A 19,347-nucleotide genomic window follows, 5' to 3' on the forward strand; every position below is an offset into this window, starting at 1 on the left:
TAAAGACAAATTTTTATATTTATTAGATAATGTTTTAATTAGGCCTGTTAGGCCATATTTACAACCCTTTAAGGAAATAAATCCTTGGTAATTTTCTGCTATAGCTGCTAAATGAATTACACTAAAGGAAGCTCACGAGCTGGTCAGAAAACTATCAATAACTGCTAAAAGCAGACATTTTATAGTGAACTTACTCTGATACCAGCAAAAAGACAAGTTTAGACAGTGGATCCTACCTGTGATTGTATTTAGATACTTGATCGTTGAAGTTTTAAAAGCGCAATTTGCGATACTTTTGGTGCTATTAACTATTTTTATTAGCCAGCAATTTGTGCGTGTATTAGGGGATGCCTCAAATGGCGAATTTCCCGCCACATTAGTATTGACCTTATTAGGTCTAAATTTACCGCAATTGACGGTATTGGTGCTGCCATTAAGTTTTTTCTTGGGCATTTTACTTGCTCACGGGCGAATGTATGCCGAAAACGAAATGGTGGTGCTCCATGGCGTTGGGATCAGTGAGTGGTATGTTACTCGCGTTACCTTACTGATTGCCGTGGCCAATTTAATATTCACAGGTATTTTATCTGTGTATGTTGGCCCGTGGGCGGAAGAGAGGCAAAATCAAGTATTAGAGCAGGCCCAGTCAGAAGCAGGTCTTGCTGCGATTGTTCAAGGGCGTTTTCAGGCAAGTCCAAATGGTAGGGCGGTTCTTTTTGTAGAAAAAATATCTAAGTCCAATGAACTTGAAAAAGTTTTTGTTGCGCAACTTCCTGATCCAGAAGACGAAGAAGGCCTAACTAATATTGTTGTTTCTGAGCAAGGTCGTGTCGTTGAAGACAGCTTTGGCAGTCAACAATTACAGTTAGATAATGGTATTCGTTATCAAGGTAGCGCTCAAAACCTCGACTATCAAATGATTGAGTTTGGTGGTTATCGGATGGAAATTAAAGAGCAAGAAGTGGATGAAAGGCGGCGTAAAATGTCTGCACTGCCAGTGGGTGAGCTACTTGATACACCTGGGCCAGAGGCGGTTGCAGAGTTCCAGTGGCGATTAGCGTTACCACTAGCTATTCCACTGATGACGTTAATTGCTGTGCCATTAGCTCGTGTCAATGTAAGGCAAGGTAAGTTTGCTAAAATGTTCCCTGCTATTTTGCTTTATTTGGGCTATTTCGGATTAATGGTTGCAGGTCGAAAAGCCTTGGAAGATGAAGTTATACCACTTGCTTTAGGCATGTGGTGGATCCATGGGTCCGCATTAGTGATAGGATTATTTTTGTTAGGTAAGGAACGTCCAAGTGGCGCCAAATTACTGCAAAGCTTTAAGCGCAAGCAGGTGGCATGATGAAAATATTAGACCTCTACATTGCTCGCGTTATTATTAGTACATCTGCCTTATGTCTACTTATCTTGACAGGTTTGTCAGGAATTATTAAATGGGTTGATCAACTGCGAGTTGTGGGGCGTGGTGCTTATACCATGTTAGATGCAGTAATTTATGTGCTGTATTTAATTCCGCGTGATATTGAGTTGTTTTTCCCTATCGCGGTATTACTGGGTGCGTTAATTGGTATGGGGATGCTCGCCTCTAATTCAGAATTAGTCGTGATGCAGGCTTCAGGCATGTCTCGATTACAAATCACTGTTTCTGCAATGAAAACAGCTATTCCCCTCATGATTATTGTTATGGCATTAGGCGAGTGGGGCGCTCCAGTTGCTGAACGAAGTGCTAAAGAGCTACAAGCAACTAAGGTATCTGGCGGTAGTTTGATTAAGTCTCATCGTGGTGTATGGGCGAGAGACGGTGATTTATTTGTCAATATTGGCGAGGTAGAGTCCATTAACACCCTCAACAATATCACTTTTTATGAATTTGATGATGACCTTAAATTAAAAACCATGACCCAAGCGATGCGAGCGAATTTCGCTAATGGTGTATGGCGATTAATGGATGTGAAAAATACGCACATCACAGAAGAAAAGATTACCCTAGAGTACCAAGAAGAAAGAGTGTGGAACTCAACACTCACCCCAGATAAGCTAAGTGTCGTATCGGTAAAACCTGAAGCCTTGAGTATTCAAGGACTCATTGGCTATTTGGATTACTTGAAAGTAAATCAACAAGATCCTAGTCGTTATGAATTAGCGCTTTGGCGTAAAATTATGCAACCAGTGACGGTCGCTGTGATGATTTTGGTTGCCTTATCTTTCGTATTTGGACCTTTACGAACGGTAACAATGGGCGCACGAGTGTTATTAGGCGTGGTGGCTGGGTTTAGTTTTTATATCTGTAGCGAAATCTTTGGACCGTTGAGTATTGTTTATGGTCTGCCAGCATACATCAGTGCTGGGATGCCGCCGTTATTATTTAGTTTAGGTGCGCTTTACTATATTCGTAAGTAACTTAATTGCGCCAAATACAAACGACATCTTATTTAAAAAATAGTCCTAAAAAGCCAGCCGTTGCTGGCTTTTTTATTCATGGAATATCAACAAAGAATGTTAATGATGGGAATAGAAATGTAAATGGCTAGGCTATTTTGTCCACTTTGGGATAGACACTATCACGTCCTTCTTCTTTAGCTTGATATAAATGTTCATCGGCCTGAGATATTGCCGAGTCAACAGAATGATGGATATCAGCTTTACCTATACCGATACTGACCGTTATCTCAATCGTTTTATCATCGAATGTTATTGGGTTTTGTTGGATAGTTTTCCTGATTTTTTCTGCCACTTCAAATGCGTCATTAAACCCCGTGTGAGGCAATAAAATCAGAAATTCTTCACCACCCCAACGTGAAATCATATCTTGCTTACGCAAAGTGGCAGTAAAGGATTTTGCCAACTTAATAAGCACTTCATCACCACATTGATGACCGTATTTGTCGTTAATCTTTTTGAAAAAATCCACATCAATAAGCAGTATGCTCATATCATAATTATTTCTAACGACTCTGGCATACTCGTAGTTAAGTTGCTCCATCATGGCTCGTCGATTAGGAATATCGGTTAAGTGATCCCGTAAAGCTTGTTGTTCAAATTTGGCGCTCAATTGCTTTACATGCTGAAATGATTGATGGCGAGAGTATTCGTAATAACCAGATAAGAAAGTCAGTGTAATTAATGAGTACAGCACACGGGTTTTAAACTCATGTGTGTAACTCGCTTCAAGTAATTGATTGTCTGGGTAAAACATGATGATGCAGTAACACGTGATAAACACACTGGTATTGCGTAAACCACCTTTAAGCCCGCCAAAGAACATCATGACAGGAGGGACTAAAAAAACCCATAATGGCCCAGTGTTATTGGCCCCACCGCTATAAACTAAATACAGCATTAAGGCGAGCAAACTAAGCTGGATGAGTGTGGCAGAGGTTTCAAATCGATACTGTTTTAAAAACTTCCAGTGATTCAATAAAGATAAGAAAAAAAGAACGCAAGATAGCAGCAGAACAATGGCAAGTCGGTCGTTATTTTGAAAGTGAGCGTTGATACCTAAAATAAATGTAATCGAAAACCCAACCATCCCGAACCAATTGATAATGAGTATTCTATGACGCTTTTCTGGATCGTCATAAAGCTCAGTACCTCGGTTAAGATAATTGACAAGCAATGTTTTAATCGCTGTTAAAAATTTCAACTGTTAATCAGCTTCCTTTTGAGAACTTAATATTCCTTTATTAAGATGTCACTTCACAGAGTCTCTTAGATTACTCAACACCTTGTCCCCTAAGATAGCGTAGTATTTAACCAACGCCAAGTTAGATTGAACTTGCTGTGCAGGAATTGTTGGAGTAAATAGAGTATTTTCGACTTCTTTTGAGAGGACAACACCTGTCACAAAGGCTTTTTTATCGGATAAGGCAGTAATTCCATTAAAAAAGCCAACTGAAAATTCAGTTGGCTTATGAAGATTGAGCAGGTTTTCTCGTTAGCTAATATTGCGGTTAAGCACCATGCCAGTTGCGCATTTGATTAGCCTCAACCGATAGCACTACAACTTCGGAGCGTGTCATTTTATCTTGTAGGGCAAGCTTGTCAGGATTAATTAAAATAAACAGGTTACTAACCCCTGCAAATGACCATACAACGCGAGCTACGGCTGTGATGAAACTTAAATTTTGTCCGTTTGGGTGCTGAACTTTCAAGCGCCACGCTCGCATGCCGAGAGTTTGGCCACCACGACTCCAAAATAGCGCATAAAAAGCCACAACACACATCACCAACCAAAGCTGATAAATTCCTTGATAAAGCGGTGTTTGATTTAGTAGATCTGATACATGCTCGTGACCATTCATGCCGATAACACCTGTGCTGGTTAGGCCTAAAAATAAACCAAAGCCGACAGCCCCTGCCACCATATAAACGGCAACGGCTAATAGACCGTCATAAATCATTGCACCGCAACGTCTCGTGAAGCTGGCTCGAGGAAAGTTTGCGTGTTCTGTGTTGATCATGTGATTTCCTATCGATTAGCTATTTGATGTTTCTTCGTCGTCTTCGCGCACAAACTTAATGCTTGAAAAGCCAAAGCGAGCAAACTCAGTTTTACGGAAATCCTTCTCGGCGCGAGCCCCTTTTTTAGAAGTGAGCGCTATTTGCTGTTCCATCGCTAAAAAGCGGCTTAAGTCGATACCTTCAGCTTCTGCAGCAGCTTCGTAAAGATCATGATGTTTGTCGTAACTGAATGCGATAGTTTTGGTTTGACCTTTAAAGGTATAAATGACTTGGCGAGCCATGGGAACTCCTGAAACAAATGCTGTAGGTATAAGGTTTATGGCTTATACAAAAATAGTGTATGACAAAGTTAGTTCACAATAACTACTGTCAACAGGCGCCATTATAACCAAACTGATCTGTGCAAGATAGTTTTGTTATTGCTCAGCTATACGCATACGCTCGGCAAATACCGACAGCTTATCTATTGCTTGTTAAATCAACATTAACTGATTAGAGTTTGAAAGGTTTATTACGCATCTTCATAAATCGTATTACCACAAGGAAGCAGATTAAATGGTTAACTATTATCAGCAGGTTTTCAATGTCAGCACAGTGCTATTTATTGGAGCGCTTATGCTGATGTCACCGTCAGCCATTGCAGGCAAAGAGGCTTTTAAATCCGGCGCGACCATAAAAGAATACGGTAAGATTGCGCCAGTGACGTCGAGCTTAGTGATCCCAAAAGGTATGGTATTTAAAGTGGCATTTGATATGAGCAAAGCTGCTAAGCCCAGTGAAGTTAACCGTAGCCTTAATACCTTAGCACGGTTTATTAATATGCATGTTGAGGCAGACGTTAAGCCACAAGATATTCAATTAGCTATGGTCGTTCATGGATCGTCGATAACTGACTTGGCTAATGATGCTTTTTACCAACAGGTTCATGGCAAAGATGTTAGTGAGGGAAATCCTAATAAAGAGTTAGTGCAGCAGCTGATAAATCAAGGCGTTAAAATTTATATTTGTGGCCAAAGCGCTGCTTATTATGGTTTAGAACACACGGCATTATTACCAGGTGTCGATATGGCTTTGTCGGCAATGACAGCTCATGCCGTATTAGCCCAAGAAGGTTATAGTCTTAACCCATTTTAGCCAAGATGTCTGGCTACCTTAATTTAGAAGATAAATAGTAAAGCCCTCGAAAGGGCTTTATTTTTATCCAAATACCGTTGATTTAAGTACAAGGACGTCAATGTGATTACTATTTATTGGCTGGTGATATTACTAATCTCGAACTTGACCATCACCTGAAACTAAAAATTTTTCAGCCGTTAACGATTCCAGTCCCATTGGACCATAGGCGTGTAATTTTGTCGTAGCAATACCGATTTCAGCGCCTAAGCCTAATTGGCTACCGTCAGAAAATCGCGATGAGGCATTCACCATCACGACTGAAGCATCAACACTGCGCTGAAATAACTCACCACGCTGTTTGTCTTCAGTGCAAATAACCTCGGTATGATTACTGCCAAACTGATGGATATGATCCAGTGCTCCATTCAAACTATCGACAGTTTTAACCGCTATTTCAAGGTCGAGATATTCTGTACCAAATTGGTCATCTTGCAATAATTGAGCTTGGTTAAAAAATGGGAGGCTGGTTTGGCAGGCGTTAATTAAGACATTTTGCTCTGCCATATGTTTAGCAACTAACGGTATAAAGTCATTTAAAATGGCTTTATGAACGATTAATCCTTCTAGCGCATTACACACACCTGTTCGTTGTGTCTTACCGTTTAACAGTAATTTAATGGCTTTTTCGAAGTCAGCATATTTGTCTATATATAAATGGCAAACTCCTTTAAAGTGCTGAATCACAGGCACTTTACTGTTATCTGTGACAAAGTTAATTAACCCTTCACCGCCTCGAGGAATAATGACATCAATGTATTCACGTTGTTGCATTAAATCCATTAATAAGGCTCTATCAGCGTTGGGCACGACACTAATGAGTGCTTCAGGTAAATCAAATTTGACTAAGGTTTTTTGTAGTATTGAGGCAATGGCTTTGCTTGAATGCAATGCTTCTTTACCGCCACGTAAAATAATGGCATTGCCTGATTTAAAGCATAATGCGCCAGCATCAGCGGTGACATTGGGTCTTGCTTCATAGATCATGCAGACAACGCCAAGTGGGATGCGCATTTTACTGATCTTAATGCCATTAGGCTGCTCACCTAAGTCGCGGATTTTACCAACAGGATCGGGGAGTAGTGCTACCTCTTCTAGTCCTTTTGCCATTAGTTCAATTCGTTGTTCGTTTAATAGCAATCTGTCTTGCATGGCACTGGCTAAGTTATTTTGTTTTGCATTGTCCATATCCAGTTGATTCGCTTCGAGGATCGTGGTCACCGCATTGCGCAATTCTGCTGCCATAACGTTTAGAATATGGTTTTTAGTTTCGGTGTCTAAGTTAACTAAAGAGCGTGAGGCCTGAGAGGCCTGCTTTGCAATATCTGTAATTAATTTCATTCGTTCTCCAATACGGTTAAGTGCTCTTTCGAAATAATAGAATCGTTTTGCGCAAAATAGCTTTGGCTTGTATTCTCGTCATCCTGTTCTTGAGCGATATAATTAAGTAAACAGCTACTGTAATTGGTTTTAGCTTTAGCCACTTTGGTGCCATCATCGGTCGATACTAAGATGGTATCTCCTGCCGAAAACTGCCCCTTCACTTCAAGGATATTGCCACTTGTGAGCATATCTTCATCACTTGCAAAGTGGGTGGTTGTGGTGTCATTAATGATGACTTCACCACGCTCTTTCACAGTGTGCGTCATCCAATGAATCGCGGGTGAGAGTGGCTCGATATTGGCTAGGAAGTGGGTGCCAGGGTTTTTACCTGCCAGTAGTTGCTCAAAAGAGGCATTCTCAAACCCATTAATAATTAAGGTATCAATACCATGTGCAGTGGCTTTTTCTGCCGCTTGGATTTTAGTTAGCATCCCTCCTGTGCCAGTTGCGCTTACCGCGCCTCCCGCCATTGCATATATCTTGGAGGTTATCTCATTCACTTGCTGAATAAGTTGGGCGTTATCGTATTGATGTGGGTTTTTATCATAAAGGCCGTTAACGTCTGTGCACATGATAAGGGTATCAGCATCAATTGCCGCCGCTGCCATCGCTGCTAGGTTGTCGTTATCACCCACTTTAAGTTCTTCAGACGTCATGGTGTCATTTTCATTAATTACAGGCAGTACATTGTGCTCTAGCAATGACTCAATGGTGTCTTTGATACTGACGTAGCGTTCTCTATTACATAAATCTGCATGAGTTAACAGGATTTGGGCTAATGGCATATCGAGTAACTTAGCCCATATTGCCATCATGTCATTTTGACCTGCCGCTGCCATGGCTTTCTTTAACGCTTTAGTTGGCGAATCAACATCAAACCATTGTCGCCCTGCAGCAACAGAGCCAGATGAAACAAGTATTACTTGTTGTCCTTGCTGGCGACAGTTTTGAATAAACTGAGCAATATTTTTAAGGTATTTAGCGCTACAGCCATCGTTTCCTGGTGCAATAAGGGCACTGCCAACTTTGACTACGATGCGCGTGTTGTGACGTAAAGACATAGTTCCTCTTGTGATGTGCTTTTAACAAGCTTTCGATTAACTAATTTAAATTTAAGGGTTATTTGTTGAGGTAGTAGACGGCTAAAGAAGAAAGCGACTTTTGTGGCTAGTGCGTTAATGCTTAATTTAAGTCGTAAAAGAATGGCAAGCCGAATAACTGAAAAACTACCTTGTAGCACTGTTAAGCAGAACCAGTTAATCAATACACTGATACTGATAAATGTGTTTTTGAATGAAGTGTAATATGAATAATATCGTTGGGATAAATTGAAAGTAGGGCCTGAAAGCTCGGCAACGAAAGTTGTAAAAACTAAGCTAAAGTAAAATTGTGGTGTGAACTTGAAACCAAACACAGCAAAAGAGCTGATAAATAACCCAACAGCAGTATTGGTTTTCTTAGAGCTAAAAAATACTCATACAGCCTGCTACACGCCTGTAAGTAAGAGTGTATAGGCCTTTGGGCGCAGCAAATGCGATTCAGCTTGTTGTTTTTACGCTGAATGAGGGATTTGCTTGTACTGGGATAATTGATCGTATTGCCAGTTAACATCAATATCAAAAAATAATTTAATGCGAATGTTAAATACGAATTTTTCATCACTTTATATTATTATCGTTTGAGTACGATTTATATATTGTATACAAAGGGCTGAATATATAACTTGCGAGGATTAACCAAAAACAAACGAATTCCAGTGAATTTCTTGCTATTAGTCTAGATTTTGAGATTGAAAACAGTGACGACTTTAAAACGCGTGGTTGCAACATGTGTTTACTACTAATAATTAGAATACAAACTATTATGATACGGAGTTGTTAAATAAGATCAACCTATGTTGCATGAAAAGTTTACAGGTTCGGGTTTTATTAAGACTAAAGGCGGTATTTAGGATTGATTACGCATTTGATAGAATTGAAATCATTAGTATTGAACTGAGTTTGTCTTATGAAAAAGTATGAAGAGTTACTCGTCTCTTTGCGGCAAGTGATTCGAGCCATTGATTTATATTCAAAAAAGCTGAGTAAAGAAACTGGATTGACTAGCCCACAATTATTAGTGCTCCAAGCAATTGCAGATCATGATAATGCGATGGTAAAAGAGGTCGCACTGACAATTAATCTCAGCTCTGCCACGATTACGAGTATTTTAGATAGATTAGAAAAACGTGAACTGGTGACGCGTACAAGGTCATTAACGGACAAGCGTAAAGTGGGGATTAGTTTAACGGAAAAAGGCAAAGACATCATAAAAGACTCGCCAACACCGCTACAAGAGCACTTTATTACCCGTTTTGAATCAATGGAAGAATGGGAACAGTCGCAAATGCTGGCCACTATGCAGCGTATTTCAAGTATGATGGATGCTGAAGATTTAGATGCATCACCTGTCTTAGAGGTGGGTCAGTTACATACCCACGAGCATCAATAAATCCAATCTCAATAGGGCGCTAAAAGTTTGTCTAAAGCGCCCATATCTTCATGGCTATTTCGTTGTTACTCATCGCTTTGTTTAGCGTTAAGGCGTTATCTTATTGAGGTGACGACTAAATAGAGACAAGTAAGCAAAGCTCACCTAATTGATTGTTTGGTGCAATTAAATAAGTTTTGTGGTGCTTAATCATACTGGTTTTTTTATTTCCAGGGCTGACTAATAAGCCTTTATCTAACGCCTTTTGTGCAAAATGCTTTTCGTCACCTCGAACATAAATTGGCAATGCTTTAGTGAGTTTATCACCTTCAAAGTGCTGCGCTAGTTGATCTTCACATACCACCAAACTTGATTGACCATTTCCTGCAAGCTTTAGTTTAGTTTTAGGCTCATTTGAAAAAGCGCTATCTGCGATAACAAACCAGTCGTCCGTTTCCAGTTCTGCAAGTAACTCCTGTACTGCTTGATGTTGGGATATGGCAGGTTTTTCTACTAGGCGGTACTGAGTCGCAATAGCATCAAACAATTGCGGAAGCATGGCGCCGGCGCCTTTACTACGAGCTAACGTAATCCAGCCAGAAATATCATTGGCAACGATTTTAGGGAAACGTTTAACTTTATACATTTCCACTAACCAAGCACACAAGAAGTGGCTTTCTTGGGCGGATGTTCTTTTGGCTTTTTGTTTTGCTGCAGACTCTGCTAATGCGATTTGAGCGGCTTCTGCCACAGCTAAAATGGCTTGGTTATAGGTTTGGGTTTGCACTTTGTTTACACCGTTAGGTTGAATTGCCGTATCAGATAAATCGTTCAGTGATAGGGCGTTGTCATCAGACGAATAATATAAGATGTATTGTAGCAGAGGAGCTTGAATTGCTGCTACCAACTTGGCTTCAGCGATTAAATAATTATTATGTCAAAGCCTTTTGATAAGGTGATAATGATTGTGTTTAAAAGAAAAGAAAAAGGCTAAACCAGACTGATTAAAGAAGAGGGAGTAGGCGACAACAATAAGTTATCGCCAAGGTTGACGCTAAGATTCAGGTTACTGATTTTGCAGTAATTCTGCAGCAGTCAAAATTAACTCTGGCGCCGGACGGACTTTGTAATTCGGATTAATATATTGAAAATGCACTAATCCACTTTTATCTGCTACATAAACCGCAGGAACAGGGAGAACTAGGCGTTTGTCACCTTCAGGTGTCGTCCATAAGGTATTGTCCACATTAAGTTTAGCTTGATACATGCTGGTGACTTTTTCGCTAGTATAGAATGCAATACCAAATGCTTGTGATGCTGCCATTTTTTCATCAGAAAGCAGCAAGTAATCTAATTCATTATCAGTCATTGATGCTTTTAATTTAGCGGGTGAGTCAGGTGAAATCCCCACTAATTGAAAGCCCATTTCAATTAGCTTAGGCTCAATCGCTTTTAGCTGACCCATTTGGATATTACAGAATGGACACCAGCCACCACGGTAGAAAAAGAAAATGGTTGGCTTTTGCGCTGTTAGCTCTGCTAAATCTACTTTGTTGCCTTTCACATCTTGTAAAACAACACTTGGGATCTGCTGACCATTCATTAATGGCATGACGTGGTATTCATCACTGGCTATTGGTTTAGCCAGCGAAGGCAAACTAAACAAGGTGATTGCTGCGGCTAACATAAGTTTTTTTAACATGCTGAAATCCATATTCAAATAAAAAGGGTTAGTCTTATTGAATGCCAAGCAAGGCATTACTTCATTGTTGTCTCAATTTAAAGTGTGCATAGCAGTGACTTTACTTTCACAATCTACTAGACCCGAGCATAACAGTTTTTATTTCATGATATAGACTTAAAAGTGAATTTAAATTTACATCTTAGGTGTGCAGCGATAAAAATGACAGCTATTGAACTTTGAGGGGCAATAAAAAAGGCGCGTGTAGCGCCTTAATTTAGATTAGCTTGTGATATTAAGTTAATGAACTATTTTAGTTTTTTATACTTAACTGTGCTGGTTGATTTACCAACAGTGACACGGCGTCCTTGCATGTTTCGCTCTGCAACAACTTGTGCACCCGCATTGTCAACTCGTTGCTGTTTTTTGGCAAAACTACGACGTTTTTGAATTTGTTTTAGCAATAACTCTCTGCTGCCGACTTCGTAACCTGGCATGGTAATTCTGCGAATAGGCTGATCGATTAACTTTTCAATATCCGCAAGAGTTCGCTCTTCTTCACGGCTAACAAATGAAATTGCAGTGCCAGATTTACCAGCTCGACCTGTGCGACCAATACGGTGAACATAATCTTCAGCGAGGAAAGGTAAATCATAGTTAACAACATAACCTAGGTTTTGAATATCTAAACCACGGGCTGCCACTTCTGTTGCAACTAGCACACGAACTTTACCTTCAACAAATTCACGCAATGCACGGCGACGGCTGCCTTGGCCTTTTTCGCCATGAACAACTGCAGATGGAATCCCATCTAAATTCAGTTCTTTAACCAATACATCGGCGGCATCACGTGTTGCGGTAAACACTAATACTTGTTGCCAATTCTTGGTACCGATGAGCTCTGATAATAACTCACGCTTACGGCGCTGCTCTACGGGGTAAACTACTTGGCTTACTGTTGCTGCTGTGGTGTTTTGCTTATCAGCGGTAATCACTTTTGGCTTATTAAGCATTTCATTGGCTAACTTTTTCACTGATGTTGAAAAAGTAGCTGAGAAGAGTAAGTTTTGACGTTGCTTGTTAACGGCTTGCAGGATTTTTTGAATATCAGTGCTAAAGCCCATATCTAACATACGATCGGCTTCATCAAGCACTAAAAACTCCACGTTTGATAAACTTAAATTACAGGCTAATAAGTGTTCTAAAAGGCGACCAGGGGTGGCAACAATAATATCTGCGCCGCGCTTTAGTTTTTGCGCTTGGGTTGCCACTTTTACACCACCATAGATGGTCAGCACTTCAATGTTAATATTTTTACTGTAATCGGTGATGTTTTCAGCAACTTGTGCAGCAAGCTCACGTGTCGGCGTTAAAATAAGCGCGCGGGTGTTTGAGTGTTGCACTTCACGTGGGTTCTCAACCATTTTTTGTAGTAAAGGCAGTGCAAAAGCAGCTGTTTTACCTGTGCCCGTTTGCGCACTTGCAAGTACATCTTCACCACGGCGGATAGCTGGAATAGCTTGTTGCTGAACGGGTGTCATAGTTTTATAACCGCAATCAGCGATCGCACTTAATATTTCAGGGGCGAAGCTAAAAGATTCAAATTTCATCGGTATATGTTCCTATCATTATCACGTCGTTCAACGGGTTATTTACAAGCTCAGTATAACTGCTATAAGAAGCGGCGGCGGAGTATAACAAATATAATTGATTAATTCTTAACTTAATCTAATGACATTTTGAAGAAACAGGCAAAAACACAAAAAAATACCAAGTTTTTGTTCAAAACTTGGTATTCAGTGCTCGTTAGCGTTGACTTATGGCGTTGTTATAACTCACTAGTCACTTGAGTAAGCCAAGTTAAATCTTCGCCCTGCATGAGTGGCGATAACGTGCTAAATACTTTGGCATGGTATTGATTGAACCAATTGATTTCGGCTTTAGTTAACAGTGATTTATCAATTAGGCGTTTATCCATCGGAATTAAGGTGAGTGCATCAAATTCCATCATCTCACGTTCAGCATTAACCAGTGTCGGTGAAGGGATAACTGCCACCAAGTTTTCAATTCGAATACCAAATTCATCAGCACGGTAATAACCTGGCTCATTAGAAAGCACCATTCCTGGTAATAATGCTACGCCATTAACATTTTTACCTATGCGTTGTGGGCCTTCATGAACACTTAAAAAATGTCCCACGCCATGACCCGTGCCATGATCATAATCAAACCCATGTTGCCATAAATACTGGCGAGCAAATCCATCAAGTTGTTGGCCTGATGTGCCTTTCGGGAACTTAGCTTGATCAAGAGCAATATGGCCTTTAAGCACTAAGGTGAACATTTTTTGTTGTTCAGCAGTGACATGACCAATTGCGATGGTGCGAGTGACATCAGTCGTACCGTCAATGTATTGAGCACCAGAGTCAACAAGGTAAATGCTGTTCATGGTCATTTGGCTTGGCGTGCCATCAAGGTGATTGTAATGGCACATCGCGCCGTTACCACCCGTTGCAGAAATGGTGTCAAAGCTAGGCTCACGGTAAAGTGGATCCGTTAAACGAAATGATTCAAGCTTATCAGCGAGCTGCGCTTCATCGTGCATCACATTAGCGGCCACCTCACGGTCAAGCCATGCAAGGAAACGACTAACGGCTACGCCATCTCTGACATGGCTTGCGCGCATTCCGTTAAGTTCTGCTGCATTTTTTGTGCTTTTGGTAAAGCGACAGGGTCGCTACCTGCAACTAATACTGCACCCGCTTGTTGGGCCGAGAGTTGGCTCCACGCATTGGCAGTATTTGGGTCAGCTAATAGTTTTACACCGTTAAGTTGCGATAAAGAATCAGCTAGAAGTGACTCATCTTTGAAATCAACACCAGCGCCAACATGTTCAATGAATCCAGCTGGCATTTTGGCAATATCAGCAAATAAGGTCATATCACCATTGGTTGATAATAATGCACAACCCAATGTGACAGGTAGACGTGGAACGTCATTGCCACGGATGTTAAGTAGCCAGCAGAAAGAATCTAACGCAGCAATCAATGCCATATCTGCGCCTTCTTTAGCGACTAGTGCACCAATCTGTTGACGTTTTTCAAGGCTATTTCGCCCGGCGCCTTCATGGCTAAATAGGGTAATAGGTTCACTAGGTAATACTGGGCGGTCATGCCAATGAATATCAATTGGGTTTTCTGCAACACTGATTAGCTCAAGTCCCGCTTTGGTAAGTTTATGCTCAGCTTGTTGGTACCAAGCTAATGTATGCAGTCGAGTGTCGATTCCAACACGTTTACCTGAGCCTAATTGATCAATGAGCCATTCAACTTGCGGGGTATCGTATAAGCTTTCGTAACTAAATAGTTCGCCATTAACCTGTTGCTTAACTTGTACGGTATAGCGACCATCAACAAAAATTGCCGCAGAATCTTTTAAGACAATTGCCATCCCAGCAGATCCAGTAAATTCCGTTGCCCATAGTAGGCGCTCATTTCGCTCAGGGACATATTCTCCGAGGTATTCATCAGCTCTAGGAATAATAAACGCATCGAGATTATGTTTAGTTAGTTCTTCACGAATGGCCTGCAGGCGCTGATTAATAATGTCTGACATGATAACTCCGTTGGAGAGGGCTGATTGATTCAGTCTTATTGATGAAAGGCGATTATCGCAATTGCCCGAGGCGCTTTGCAAGTTAAAGACTATATTGGGCAAATGTTACATGAGCGATAAGCCAGTAAATACTGATATGAATTTATATTGTATACATTTTCAAATTGCAGTTTACACTAAGACAAAAATCTCATCACCTTTAACTTTTTTTGGAGTCATTTATGACGATTGGAGTTGGTACTCAAACTCAAGAGCAAGCGCTGGCAAGTTTATCGGACATGACAGAGGATGTAGTTAGTATTGCACTTGTGGAATTTGAACAACGTATTGCTAAAGCGCAACAGTTAATGCAGCAGCAGGGCATAGAAGCCATTTATGTTAATGCTGGTACCAATTTATACTATTTTACTGGAACTAAATGGTACGCCAGTGAGCGCATGGTTGGAGCCATCATCCCTGCAACAGGTGACGTTGAATATATTGCACCTGCGTTTGAGCTAGATACTTTAGAAGGCTTCATGGCGATTAAAGGTAAGGTAAATACGTGGCATGAAGATGAAAGCCCTTACGCACTTTTTGCCAACACAGTCAGCCAGATGGGGATTTCTTCCGGTAAAATTGGCATCGATGAGTCAACTGCATTTTTCATTTTTGATGGCATGCGTTTAGCGAACTCTGAGCTTGAATATGTCAATGCTAAAAGCATTACAGCTGGCTGCCGGATGATTAAGTCAGCATCAGAACTTGCTTTATTACAACATGCCAAAGACATGACTTTGGCTGTTCATATTGCAGCAGCTAGCATATTACGTGAAGGGATCACGACTGCTGAAGTGGAGCAATTCATTCATGAAGCGCATAAAAAGGTTGGCGCCTCTGCTGGTTCTTATTTCTGTATTGTGTTGTTTGGTGAAGATACTGCTTATCCTCACGGGGTTAAGTCGCCTAAATCTCTTGAGGTAAATGATACGGTACTTATTGATACTGGCTGTCAGCTACAAGGCTACAATTCTGATATCACTCGTACTTATGTTTTTGGTGAGCCTAATGAGCGCCAACGTGAACTATGGCAGCTAGAGCAACAAGCTCAGTTAGCTGCTTTTGAGGCTGCTCAAATTGGTAAAACCTGTGCGAGTGTCGATAAAGCCGCGCGTGAGGTCATTGTAAATGCGGGGTTTGGCCCTGGTTACGATGTACCAGGTTTACCCCATAGAACTGGTCATGGTGTTGGACTAGACATCCATGAGTGGCCTTATTTGGTATTAAATGATCATACTGAACTGACTGCTGGAATGTGCTTTAGTAATGAGCCTATGTTATGTGTGCCGGGAGAGTTTGGCGTGCGCCATGAGGACCATTTTTACATGACCGAAAAGGGAGCGGTTTGGTTCACTGAACCCGCTAAATCAATCGATGATCCTTTTGGCCTAGCGTAGATTTAGTTATCATTTGATTAAATCGACATCAGGCAGTAAACGTTTATATTTACCTAATGCTGAAAAACGCCCATTAGCAATGACTAATGGGCGTTTTGTTAAGTATTAGAGTGATAATTGAGTTGAGTTAATACTTTGATTTAGTTGAACGCTTGATTTAGTTGATCGCGAGTAATTCAACTTCAAAAATTAACACTGAACCGCCTTCAATTTTACCTGCCGCGCGGTTACCGTAAGCCAAGGTGCTTGGTACAAAAAATTTAAATTTATCACCAACTGTCATTAGCTGAACACCTTCAGTCCAACCTGGAATTACACGATTAAGTGGGAAATCGATACTTTGACCACGCTCTACTGAGCTATCAAACACTGTGTCATCAATCAAAGTGCCATGATAATGCACAGTAATTGTGTCCGTTGCTTTAGGATGCTCAGTTCCTTCACCTTTATGCATGACTAAATATTGAAGCCCTGACAGTGTTGTTACAACCCCTTCTTTTTTCTGATTTTCTAGTAAGAACGCATCACCTTTAATAATGTTTTCTTGAGCTGCTTTTTTATTATTTGATTGAGTAAAAAAATAAAAGATGAGTCCAGCGATGACGCAAATAGCCAATAAGACTTTCATAGTAAGTTCTCGTGTGTATTCTGGTGGATTGTCGTTTTACGCATGTTACTGATTGATAGTGCTGGGGTAAAGTCTCACGCTTGCTTAAGGTGATTTTGCGTTAATTTATGTCTGTGTGTCTTAACTGCAAGTAACACATGCTTATAACTAATAAAATATTTAAAACAATCATCACCCAATAAATCCACTTAAAGGGCGTTTTTTGCGTTTTATGTCGGAAATATTGCTGCGCAAGAACGCCCGCAGGCCAGGCGCCAATGAAGGCTAAAATATATAAGGTACGCTCTTTCACTCGCCATGTTTGCTTACTGGCAGCACGTTTATCATGCCAAGTCACGGCGGCACAAATCAGGTTTATGAGCAGCACGTAATAACCTAAATAGCTAGATAGGCTAAAGCTTGTAATGATGAGTGCTAGGCAAGATATCAATCCAAATAGTTTCATTGGTGCTCGTTTGGTTAAATGTTCATGGCGATGTTAATAAGGGGTACTTTACATAAGGGATGCCATAAAAGGGTTATTTTAAACAAGAGCTGCTTTAAGCAAGAACTATTTTAAAAATTCAGCATAAATTTCTAAATCTATTTCATCACCCACAATCGGTATATAACTGCTCATGTTAAAGTCAGAACGCTTAATGCGACCTATGGCACTAAACCCTACAGTGTACTTACCTGTCATCCAATTATCTGCGCCGCCATGAAAGGTTGCTTTGAATGTGACAGGTTGAGTGACCCCTTTAAGCGTTAAGTTGCCAGTAAAATTAAATTGGCTCTCAGATATTGGGGTGACTGTATGGCTTGCAAATACCGCTTGAGGAAAAGTCTCAGAATCAAACCAAGTGGGTTCTTGTAGGGTCTCAGCTAAGCCTGGATTGTTGATATCAACAGATTGAATATCGACTACGGCGGTTAAGCTCGCTGCGGTCATATTGTCTGGGTCAAAAGTCAGTTCAGCATCAAACTGATTAAAACGCCCCACATAAGTCGATAAACCAAGATGCTGAATTTTAAAGAGAAGTGCAGCATGATTCTTATCGAGTTGATATTCACCACGCTGCAGTGCAACCAGTTCAGATTTAACATTGGGGGCCACCCAGCTGACGCAGCTTGATAACATCAATATTGCGCCGATTGAGCACACAAGCGACTTGTTAATAATCCATTTATTCATAAGGTAGCTCACTGTGAGGTCATCTTGTTTTGACTATGGCGAACTCGATTTCGCCATAATGCTTCTAATGGCCCTTGTTTGAAGAACCGCAAATACAATGGGGCAAACACTAGCTGTAATCCAATGATTATCCCAGCAATAAAGACGTAATCAATTCTATTCAGTTTTAAATGTAATTCAGGTGCATAGTATTGAATAATATAGCGAAATAATATCACGCCAATAACGGATTGGATAATGTAACAACTCAAGGCTAGTTTACCGACATCTTGCAAACGACTTAATGCATGTGGACTGTTTTTGCACAGGTTAACGATCAAATGGATATAAATCATCGCCATGGGAATGGCACTTATTATCACTGTGGTTGCGGAGATCTCTTTTAGCACCGGATTAGATGAAAAACCCAATAAAGTATCAATAACAGAGAAAATAATGGTCCACGTAATGCATTTTAGTAACGTGACTCTATCTAACCCGTGTTCAAATATTCCTTGCCTGTAAAGCGCCATTCCCCACATCATCAAGCCGCCAATAAACCAAATGAGTGTAAAGGGCGTTATGATAAGCATGAATCCCACTTGAATAAGCTGCAATATTACGGTGTTGAAATAGCCAGCTGACCATTCTTGTAATTGCTCAAGGTGCAGTTCGGAGCCCCGAAAGTACAGATCATCTTCAATTGTTAAACTAAACAAAGCGACTAAAATGAGTGAAAGAGCAACAAATTGAGTTGCACGCTTTTTGAGTATTTCGAGATCGCTATTGATATAATTAAGCGCTAAAAAAGCACTGATACCATAAGTTAATAATATATCGCCAGCCCAAATAAATACGCCGTGCATTAGCCCAATTAACATAAGCCATAAGAGGCGTTTTTTCATTAATGGGTAAGCAGGTAGACTTTGCGATTCATAGCGCTGAAATTGCACCAATAAACCTGCACCAAATAAGATGGAAAGAAGGCTTAAAAATCGGCCTTCCAGAAATACATTACTAACTACCTCAGTGAATATATCCATCTTAGGCTGTATTAAATGCGGGGCATAACCGTAAAAACTATCATTCATAAAAAATATATTCATGAATAAGATGCCAAGAATAGCTAATCCCCTTAAGGCGTCGATATTATGGTTACGGTTTCCATGGCTTTCGTTGATGGTATTGACTTGATTTGGGCCAGTATTGGTGACGCTGGTAGGCGTACTAATATGAGCTGCAGAATCCATTTCGCTATTCATATTGTTTTTGTGTGGTGATCGATGATTAAAAGCCTAACAGTCACTGAATCAAAAAGATAGCAACAGCTAGGCTGTAATAG

Annotated in this window: 17 protein-coding genes and 1 pseudogene; 5 read left to right on the forward strand and 13 right to left on the reverse strand. The window is 40.5% G+C overall.

What is annotated here, in order from left to right:
• Nucleotides 1–238: 238 nt before the first annotated feature.
• A complete protein-coding gene (gene lptF / locus ACGEDC_RS14245; RefSeq protein ID WP_394494017.1) occupies nucleotides 239–1,348 on the forward strand; it encodes an LPS export ABC transporter permease LptF in 1,110 nt (369 codons plus the stop codon).
• Nucleotides 1,348–2,406 (forward strand): LPS export ABC transporter permease LptG, encoded by a 1,059-nt coding sequence (gene lptG / locus ACGEDC_RS14250; RefSeq protein WP_055024283.1) that lies wholly within the window; start codon nucleotides 1,348–1,350, stop codon nucleotides 2,404–2,406. The genes lptF and lptG overlap by 1 nt, the downstream gene beginning before the upstream one ends.
• 127 nt (nucleotides 2,407–2,533) lie before the next feature.
• Here lptG and ACGEDC_RS14255 read toward each other — a convergent pair whose 3' ends face one another.
• The 3 genes from ACGEDC_RS14255 to ACGEDC_RS14265 all read right to left on the reverse strand — a co-directional run bounded on the left by ACGEDC_RS14255 (nucleotide 2,534) and on the right by ACGEDC_RS14265 (nucleotide 4,748).
• Complete coding sequence (locus tag ACGEDC_RS14255) at nucleotides 2,534–3,649, reverse strand: GGDEF domain-containing protein (protein ID WP_394494019.1); 1,116 nt, start codon at nucleotides 3,647–3,649, stop codon at nucleotides 2,534–2,536.
• 307 nt (nucleotides 3,650–3,956) lie between these two features.
• A complete protein-coding gene (locus ACGEDC_RS14260; protein ID WP_055024281.1) occupies nucleotides 3,957–4,466 on the reverse strand; it encodes an RDD family protein in 510 nt (169 codons plus the stop codon).
• Between the two features lie 15 nt (nucleotides 4,467–4,481).
• Nucleotides 4,482–4,748, reverse strand: coding sequence for a DUF2960 domain-containing protein (locus ACGEDC_RS14265; protein ID WP_055024280.1), 267 nt, complete (start codon nucleotides 4,746–4,748; stop codon nucleotides 4,482–4,484).
• A gap of 274 nt (nucleotides 4,749–5,022) precedes the next feature.
• On the opposite strand from ACGEDC_RS14265, the gene ACGEDC_RS14270 reads away from it, so the two are divergent.
• Nucleotides 5,023–5,601 (forward strand): DsrE family protein, encoded by a 579-nt coding sequence (locus tag ACGEDC_RS14270; protein ID WP_394494022.1) that lies wholly within the window; start codon nucleotides 5,023–5,025, stop codon nucleotides 5,599–5,601.
• Nucleotides 5,602–5,733: 132 nt separating this feature from the next.
• Here ACGEDC_RS14270 and ACGEDC_RS14275 read toward each other — a convergent pair whose 3' ends face one another.
• Both ACGEDC_RS14275 and proB read right to left on the reverse strand, forming a co-directional pair.
• On the reverse strand, nucleotides 5,734–6,981 hold the full coding sequence (locus tag ACGEDC_RS14275) for a glutamate-5-semialdehyde dehydrogenase (RefSeq protein WP_394494024.1): 1,248 nt from the start codon (nucleotides 6,979–6,981) through the stop codon (nucleotides 5,734–5,736).
• Nucleotides 6,978–8,084: a glutamate 5-kinase gene (gene proB / locus ACGEDC_RS14280; protein WP_394494026.1), complete on the reverse strand. Its 1,107-nt coding sequence runs from the start codon at nucleotides 8,082–8,084 to the stop codon at nucleotides 6,978–6,980. The genes ACGEDC_RS14275 and proB overlap by 4 nt, the downstream gene beginning before the upstream one ends.
• 946 nt (nucleotides 8,085–9,030) lie before the next feature.
• Between proB and ACGEDC_RS14285 the strand changes: the two genes are divergently transcribed.
• Nucleotides 9,031–9,513: a MarR family winged helix-turn-helix transcriptional regulator gene (locus ACGEDC_RS14285; protein ID WP_055024276.1), complete on the forward strand. Its 483-nt coding sequence runs from the start codon at nucleotides 9,031–9,033 to the stop codon at nucleotides 9,511–9,513.
• A 115-nt stretch (nucleotides 9,514–9,628) separates the two neighbouring features.
• Here the strand turns inward: ACGEDC_RS14285 and ACGEDC_RS14290 are convergent, their stop codons facing one another.
• The 4 genes and pseudogenes from ACGEDC_RS14290 to ACGEDC_RS14305 all read right to left on the reverse strand — a co-directional run bounded on the left by ACGEDC_RS14290 (nucleotide 9,629) and on the right by ACGEDC_RS14305 (nucleotide 14,788).
• Nucleotides 9,629–10,399 carry a DUF2913 family protein gene (locus ACGEDC_RS14290; protein WP_394494029.1) on the reverse strand — a complete coding sequence of 257 codons (771 nt, stop codon included), beginning with the start codon at nucleotides 10,397–10,399 and terminating at the stop codon, nucleotides 9,629–9,631.
• A gap of 159 nt (nucleotides 10,400–10,558) precedes the next feature.
• Entirely contained in the window at nucleotides 10,559–11,194 is a 636-nt protein-coding gene (locus ACGEDC_RS14295) for a peroxiredoxin-like family protein (RefSeq protein ID WP_080915173.1), read from the reverse strand.
• 287 nt (nucleotides 11,195–11,481) lie between these two features.
• Nucleotides 11,482–12,783: a DEAD/DEAH box helicase gene (locus ACGEDC_RS14300; RefSeq protein WP_065109002.1), complete on the reverse strand. Its 1,302-nt coding sequence runs from the start codon at nucleotides 12,781–12,783 to the stop codon at nucleotides 11,482–11,484.
• A 218-nt stretch (nucleotides 12,784–13,001) separates the two neighbouring features.
• A pseudogene (locus ACGEDC_RS14305) lies at nucleotides 13,002–14,788 on the reverse strand (aminopeptidase P family protein).
• A 221-nt stretch (nucleotides 14,789–15,009) separates the two neighbouring features.
• Here ACGEDC_RS14305 and ACGEDC_RS14310 point away from each other — a divergent pair.
• Complete coding sequence (locus ACGEDC_RS14310; protein WP_394494032.1) at nucleotides 15,010–16,224, forward strand: M24 family metallopeptidase; 1,215 nt, start codon at nucleotides 15,010–15,012, stop codon at nucleotides 16,222–16,224.
• A 157-nt stretch (nucleotides 16,225–16,381) separates the two neighbouring features.
• Here ACGEDC_RS14310 and ACGEDC_RS14315 read toward each other — a convergent pair whose 3' ends face one another.
• The 4 genes from ACGEDC_RS14315 to ACGEDC_RS14330 all read right to left on the reverse strand — a co-directional run bounded on the left by ACGEDC_RS14315 (nucleotide 16,382) and on the right by ACGEDC_RS14330 (nucleotide 19,255).
• Nucleotides 16,382–16,852, reverse strand: coding sequence for an FKBP-type peptidyl-prolyl cis-trans isomerase (locus ACGEDC_RS14315; RefSeq protein WP_394494034.1), 471 nt, complete (start codon nucleotides 16,850–16,852; stop codon nucleotides 16,382–16,384).
• Nucleotides 16,853–16,952: 100 nt separating this feature from the next.
• Complete coding sequence (locus ACGEDC_RS14320) at nucleotides 16,953–17,297, reverse strand: DUF1294 domain-containing protein (RefSeq protein ID WP_394494036.1); 345 nt, start codon at nucleotides 17,295–17,297, stop codon at nucleotides 16,953–16,955.
• A 105-nt stretch (nucleotides 17,298–17,402) separates the two neighbouring features.
• The gene (locus ACGEDC_RS14325; protein WP_394494039.1) at nucleotides 17,403–18,026 is read right to left on the reverse strand and encodes a YceI family protein; all 624 of its coding nucleotides are present in this window, start codon (nucleotides 18,024–18,026) and stop codon (nucleotides 17,403–17,405) included.
• 8 nt (nucleotides 18,027–18,034) lie between these two features.
• Nucleotides 18,035–19,255: a DUF418 domain-containing protein gene (locus tag ACGEDC_RS14330; protein WP_394494041.1), complete on the reverse strand. Its 1,221-nt coding sequence runs from the start codon at nucleotides 19,253–19,255 to the stop codon at nucleotides 18,035–18,037.
• Nucleotides 19,256–19,347 lie beyond the last annotated feature (92 nt).

Origin of the sequence: Shewanella sp. ENK2, from assembly GCF_043568515.1 — a bacterium.
GTDB classification, from domain to species: domain Bacteria; phylum Pseudomonadota; class Gammaproteobacteria; order Enterobacterales; family Shewanellaceae; genus Shewanella; species Shewanella japonica.

Excerpts from the sequence above, each read along its gene's own strand:
- ACGEDC_RS14325 (WP_394494039.1), bottom strand. The coding sequence starts at position 18,026 with ATGAATAAATGGATTATTAACAAGTCGCTTGTGTGCTCAATCGGCGCA.
- ACGEDC_RS14275 (WP_394494024.1), bottom strand. The coding sequence starts at position 6,981 with ATGAAATTAATTACAGATATTGCAAAGCAGGCCTCTCAGGCCTCACGC.
- ACGEDC_RS14320 (WP_394494036.1), bottom strand. The coding sequence starts at position 17,297 with ATGAAACTATTTGGATTGATATCTTGCCTAGCACTCATCATTACAAGC.
- ACGEDC_RS14330 (WP_394494041.1), bottom strand. The coding sequence starts at position 19,255 with ATGGATTCTGCAGCTCATATTAGTACGCCTACCAGCGTCACCAATACT.
- ACGEDC_RS14300 (WP_065109002.1), bottom strand. The coding sequence starts at position 12,783 with ATGAAATTTGAATCTTTTAGCTTCGCCCCTGAAATATTAAGTGCGATC.
- ACGEDC_RS14260 (WP_055024281.1), bottom strand. The coding sequence starts at position 4,466 with ATGATCAACACAGAACACGCAAACTTTCCTCGAGCCAGCTTCACGAGA.
- proB (WP_394494026.1), bottom strand. The coding sequence starts at position 8,084 with ATGTCTTTACGTCACAACACGCGCATCGTAGTCAAAGTTGGCAGTGCC.
- ACGEDC_RS14315 (WP_394494034.1), bottom strand. The coding sequence starts at position 16,852 with ATGAAAGTCTTATTGGCTATTTGCGTCATCGCTGGACTCATCTTTTAT.
- ACGEDC_RS14285 (WP_055024276.1), top strand. The coding sequence starts at position 9,031 with ATGAAAAAGTATGAAGAGTTACTCGTCTCTTTGCGGCAAGTGATTCGA.
- ACGEDC_RS14270 (WP_394494022.1), top strand. The coding sequence starts at position 5,023 with ATGGTTAACTATTATCAGCAGGTTTTCAATGTCAGCACAGTGCTATTT.
- ACGEDC_RS14310 (WP_394494032.1), top strand. The coding sequence starts at position 15,010 with ATGACGATTGGAGTTGGTACTCAAACTCAAGAGCAAGCGCTGGCAAGT.
- ACGEDC_RS14295 (WP_080915173.1), bottom strand. The coding sequence starts at position 11,194 with ATGTTAAAAAAACTTATGTTAGCCGCAGCAATCACCTTGTTTAGTTTG.
- ACGEDC_RS14265 (WP_055024280.1), bottom strand. The coding sequence starts at position 4,748 with ATGGCTCGCCAAGTCATTTATACCTTTAAAGGTCAAACCAAAACTATC.
- lptG (WP_055024283.1), top strand. The coding sequence starts at position 1,348 with ATGAAAATATTAGACCTCTACATTGCTCGCGTTATTATTAGTACATCT.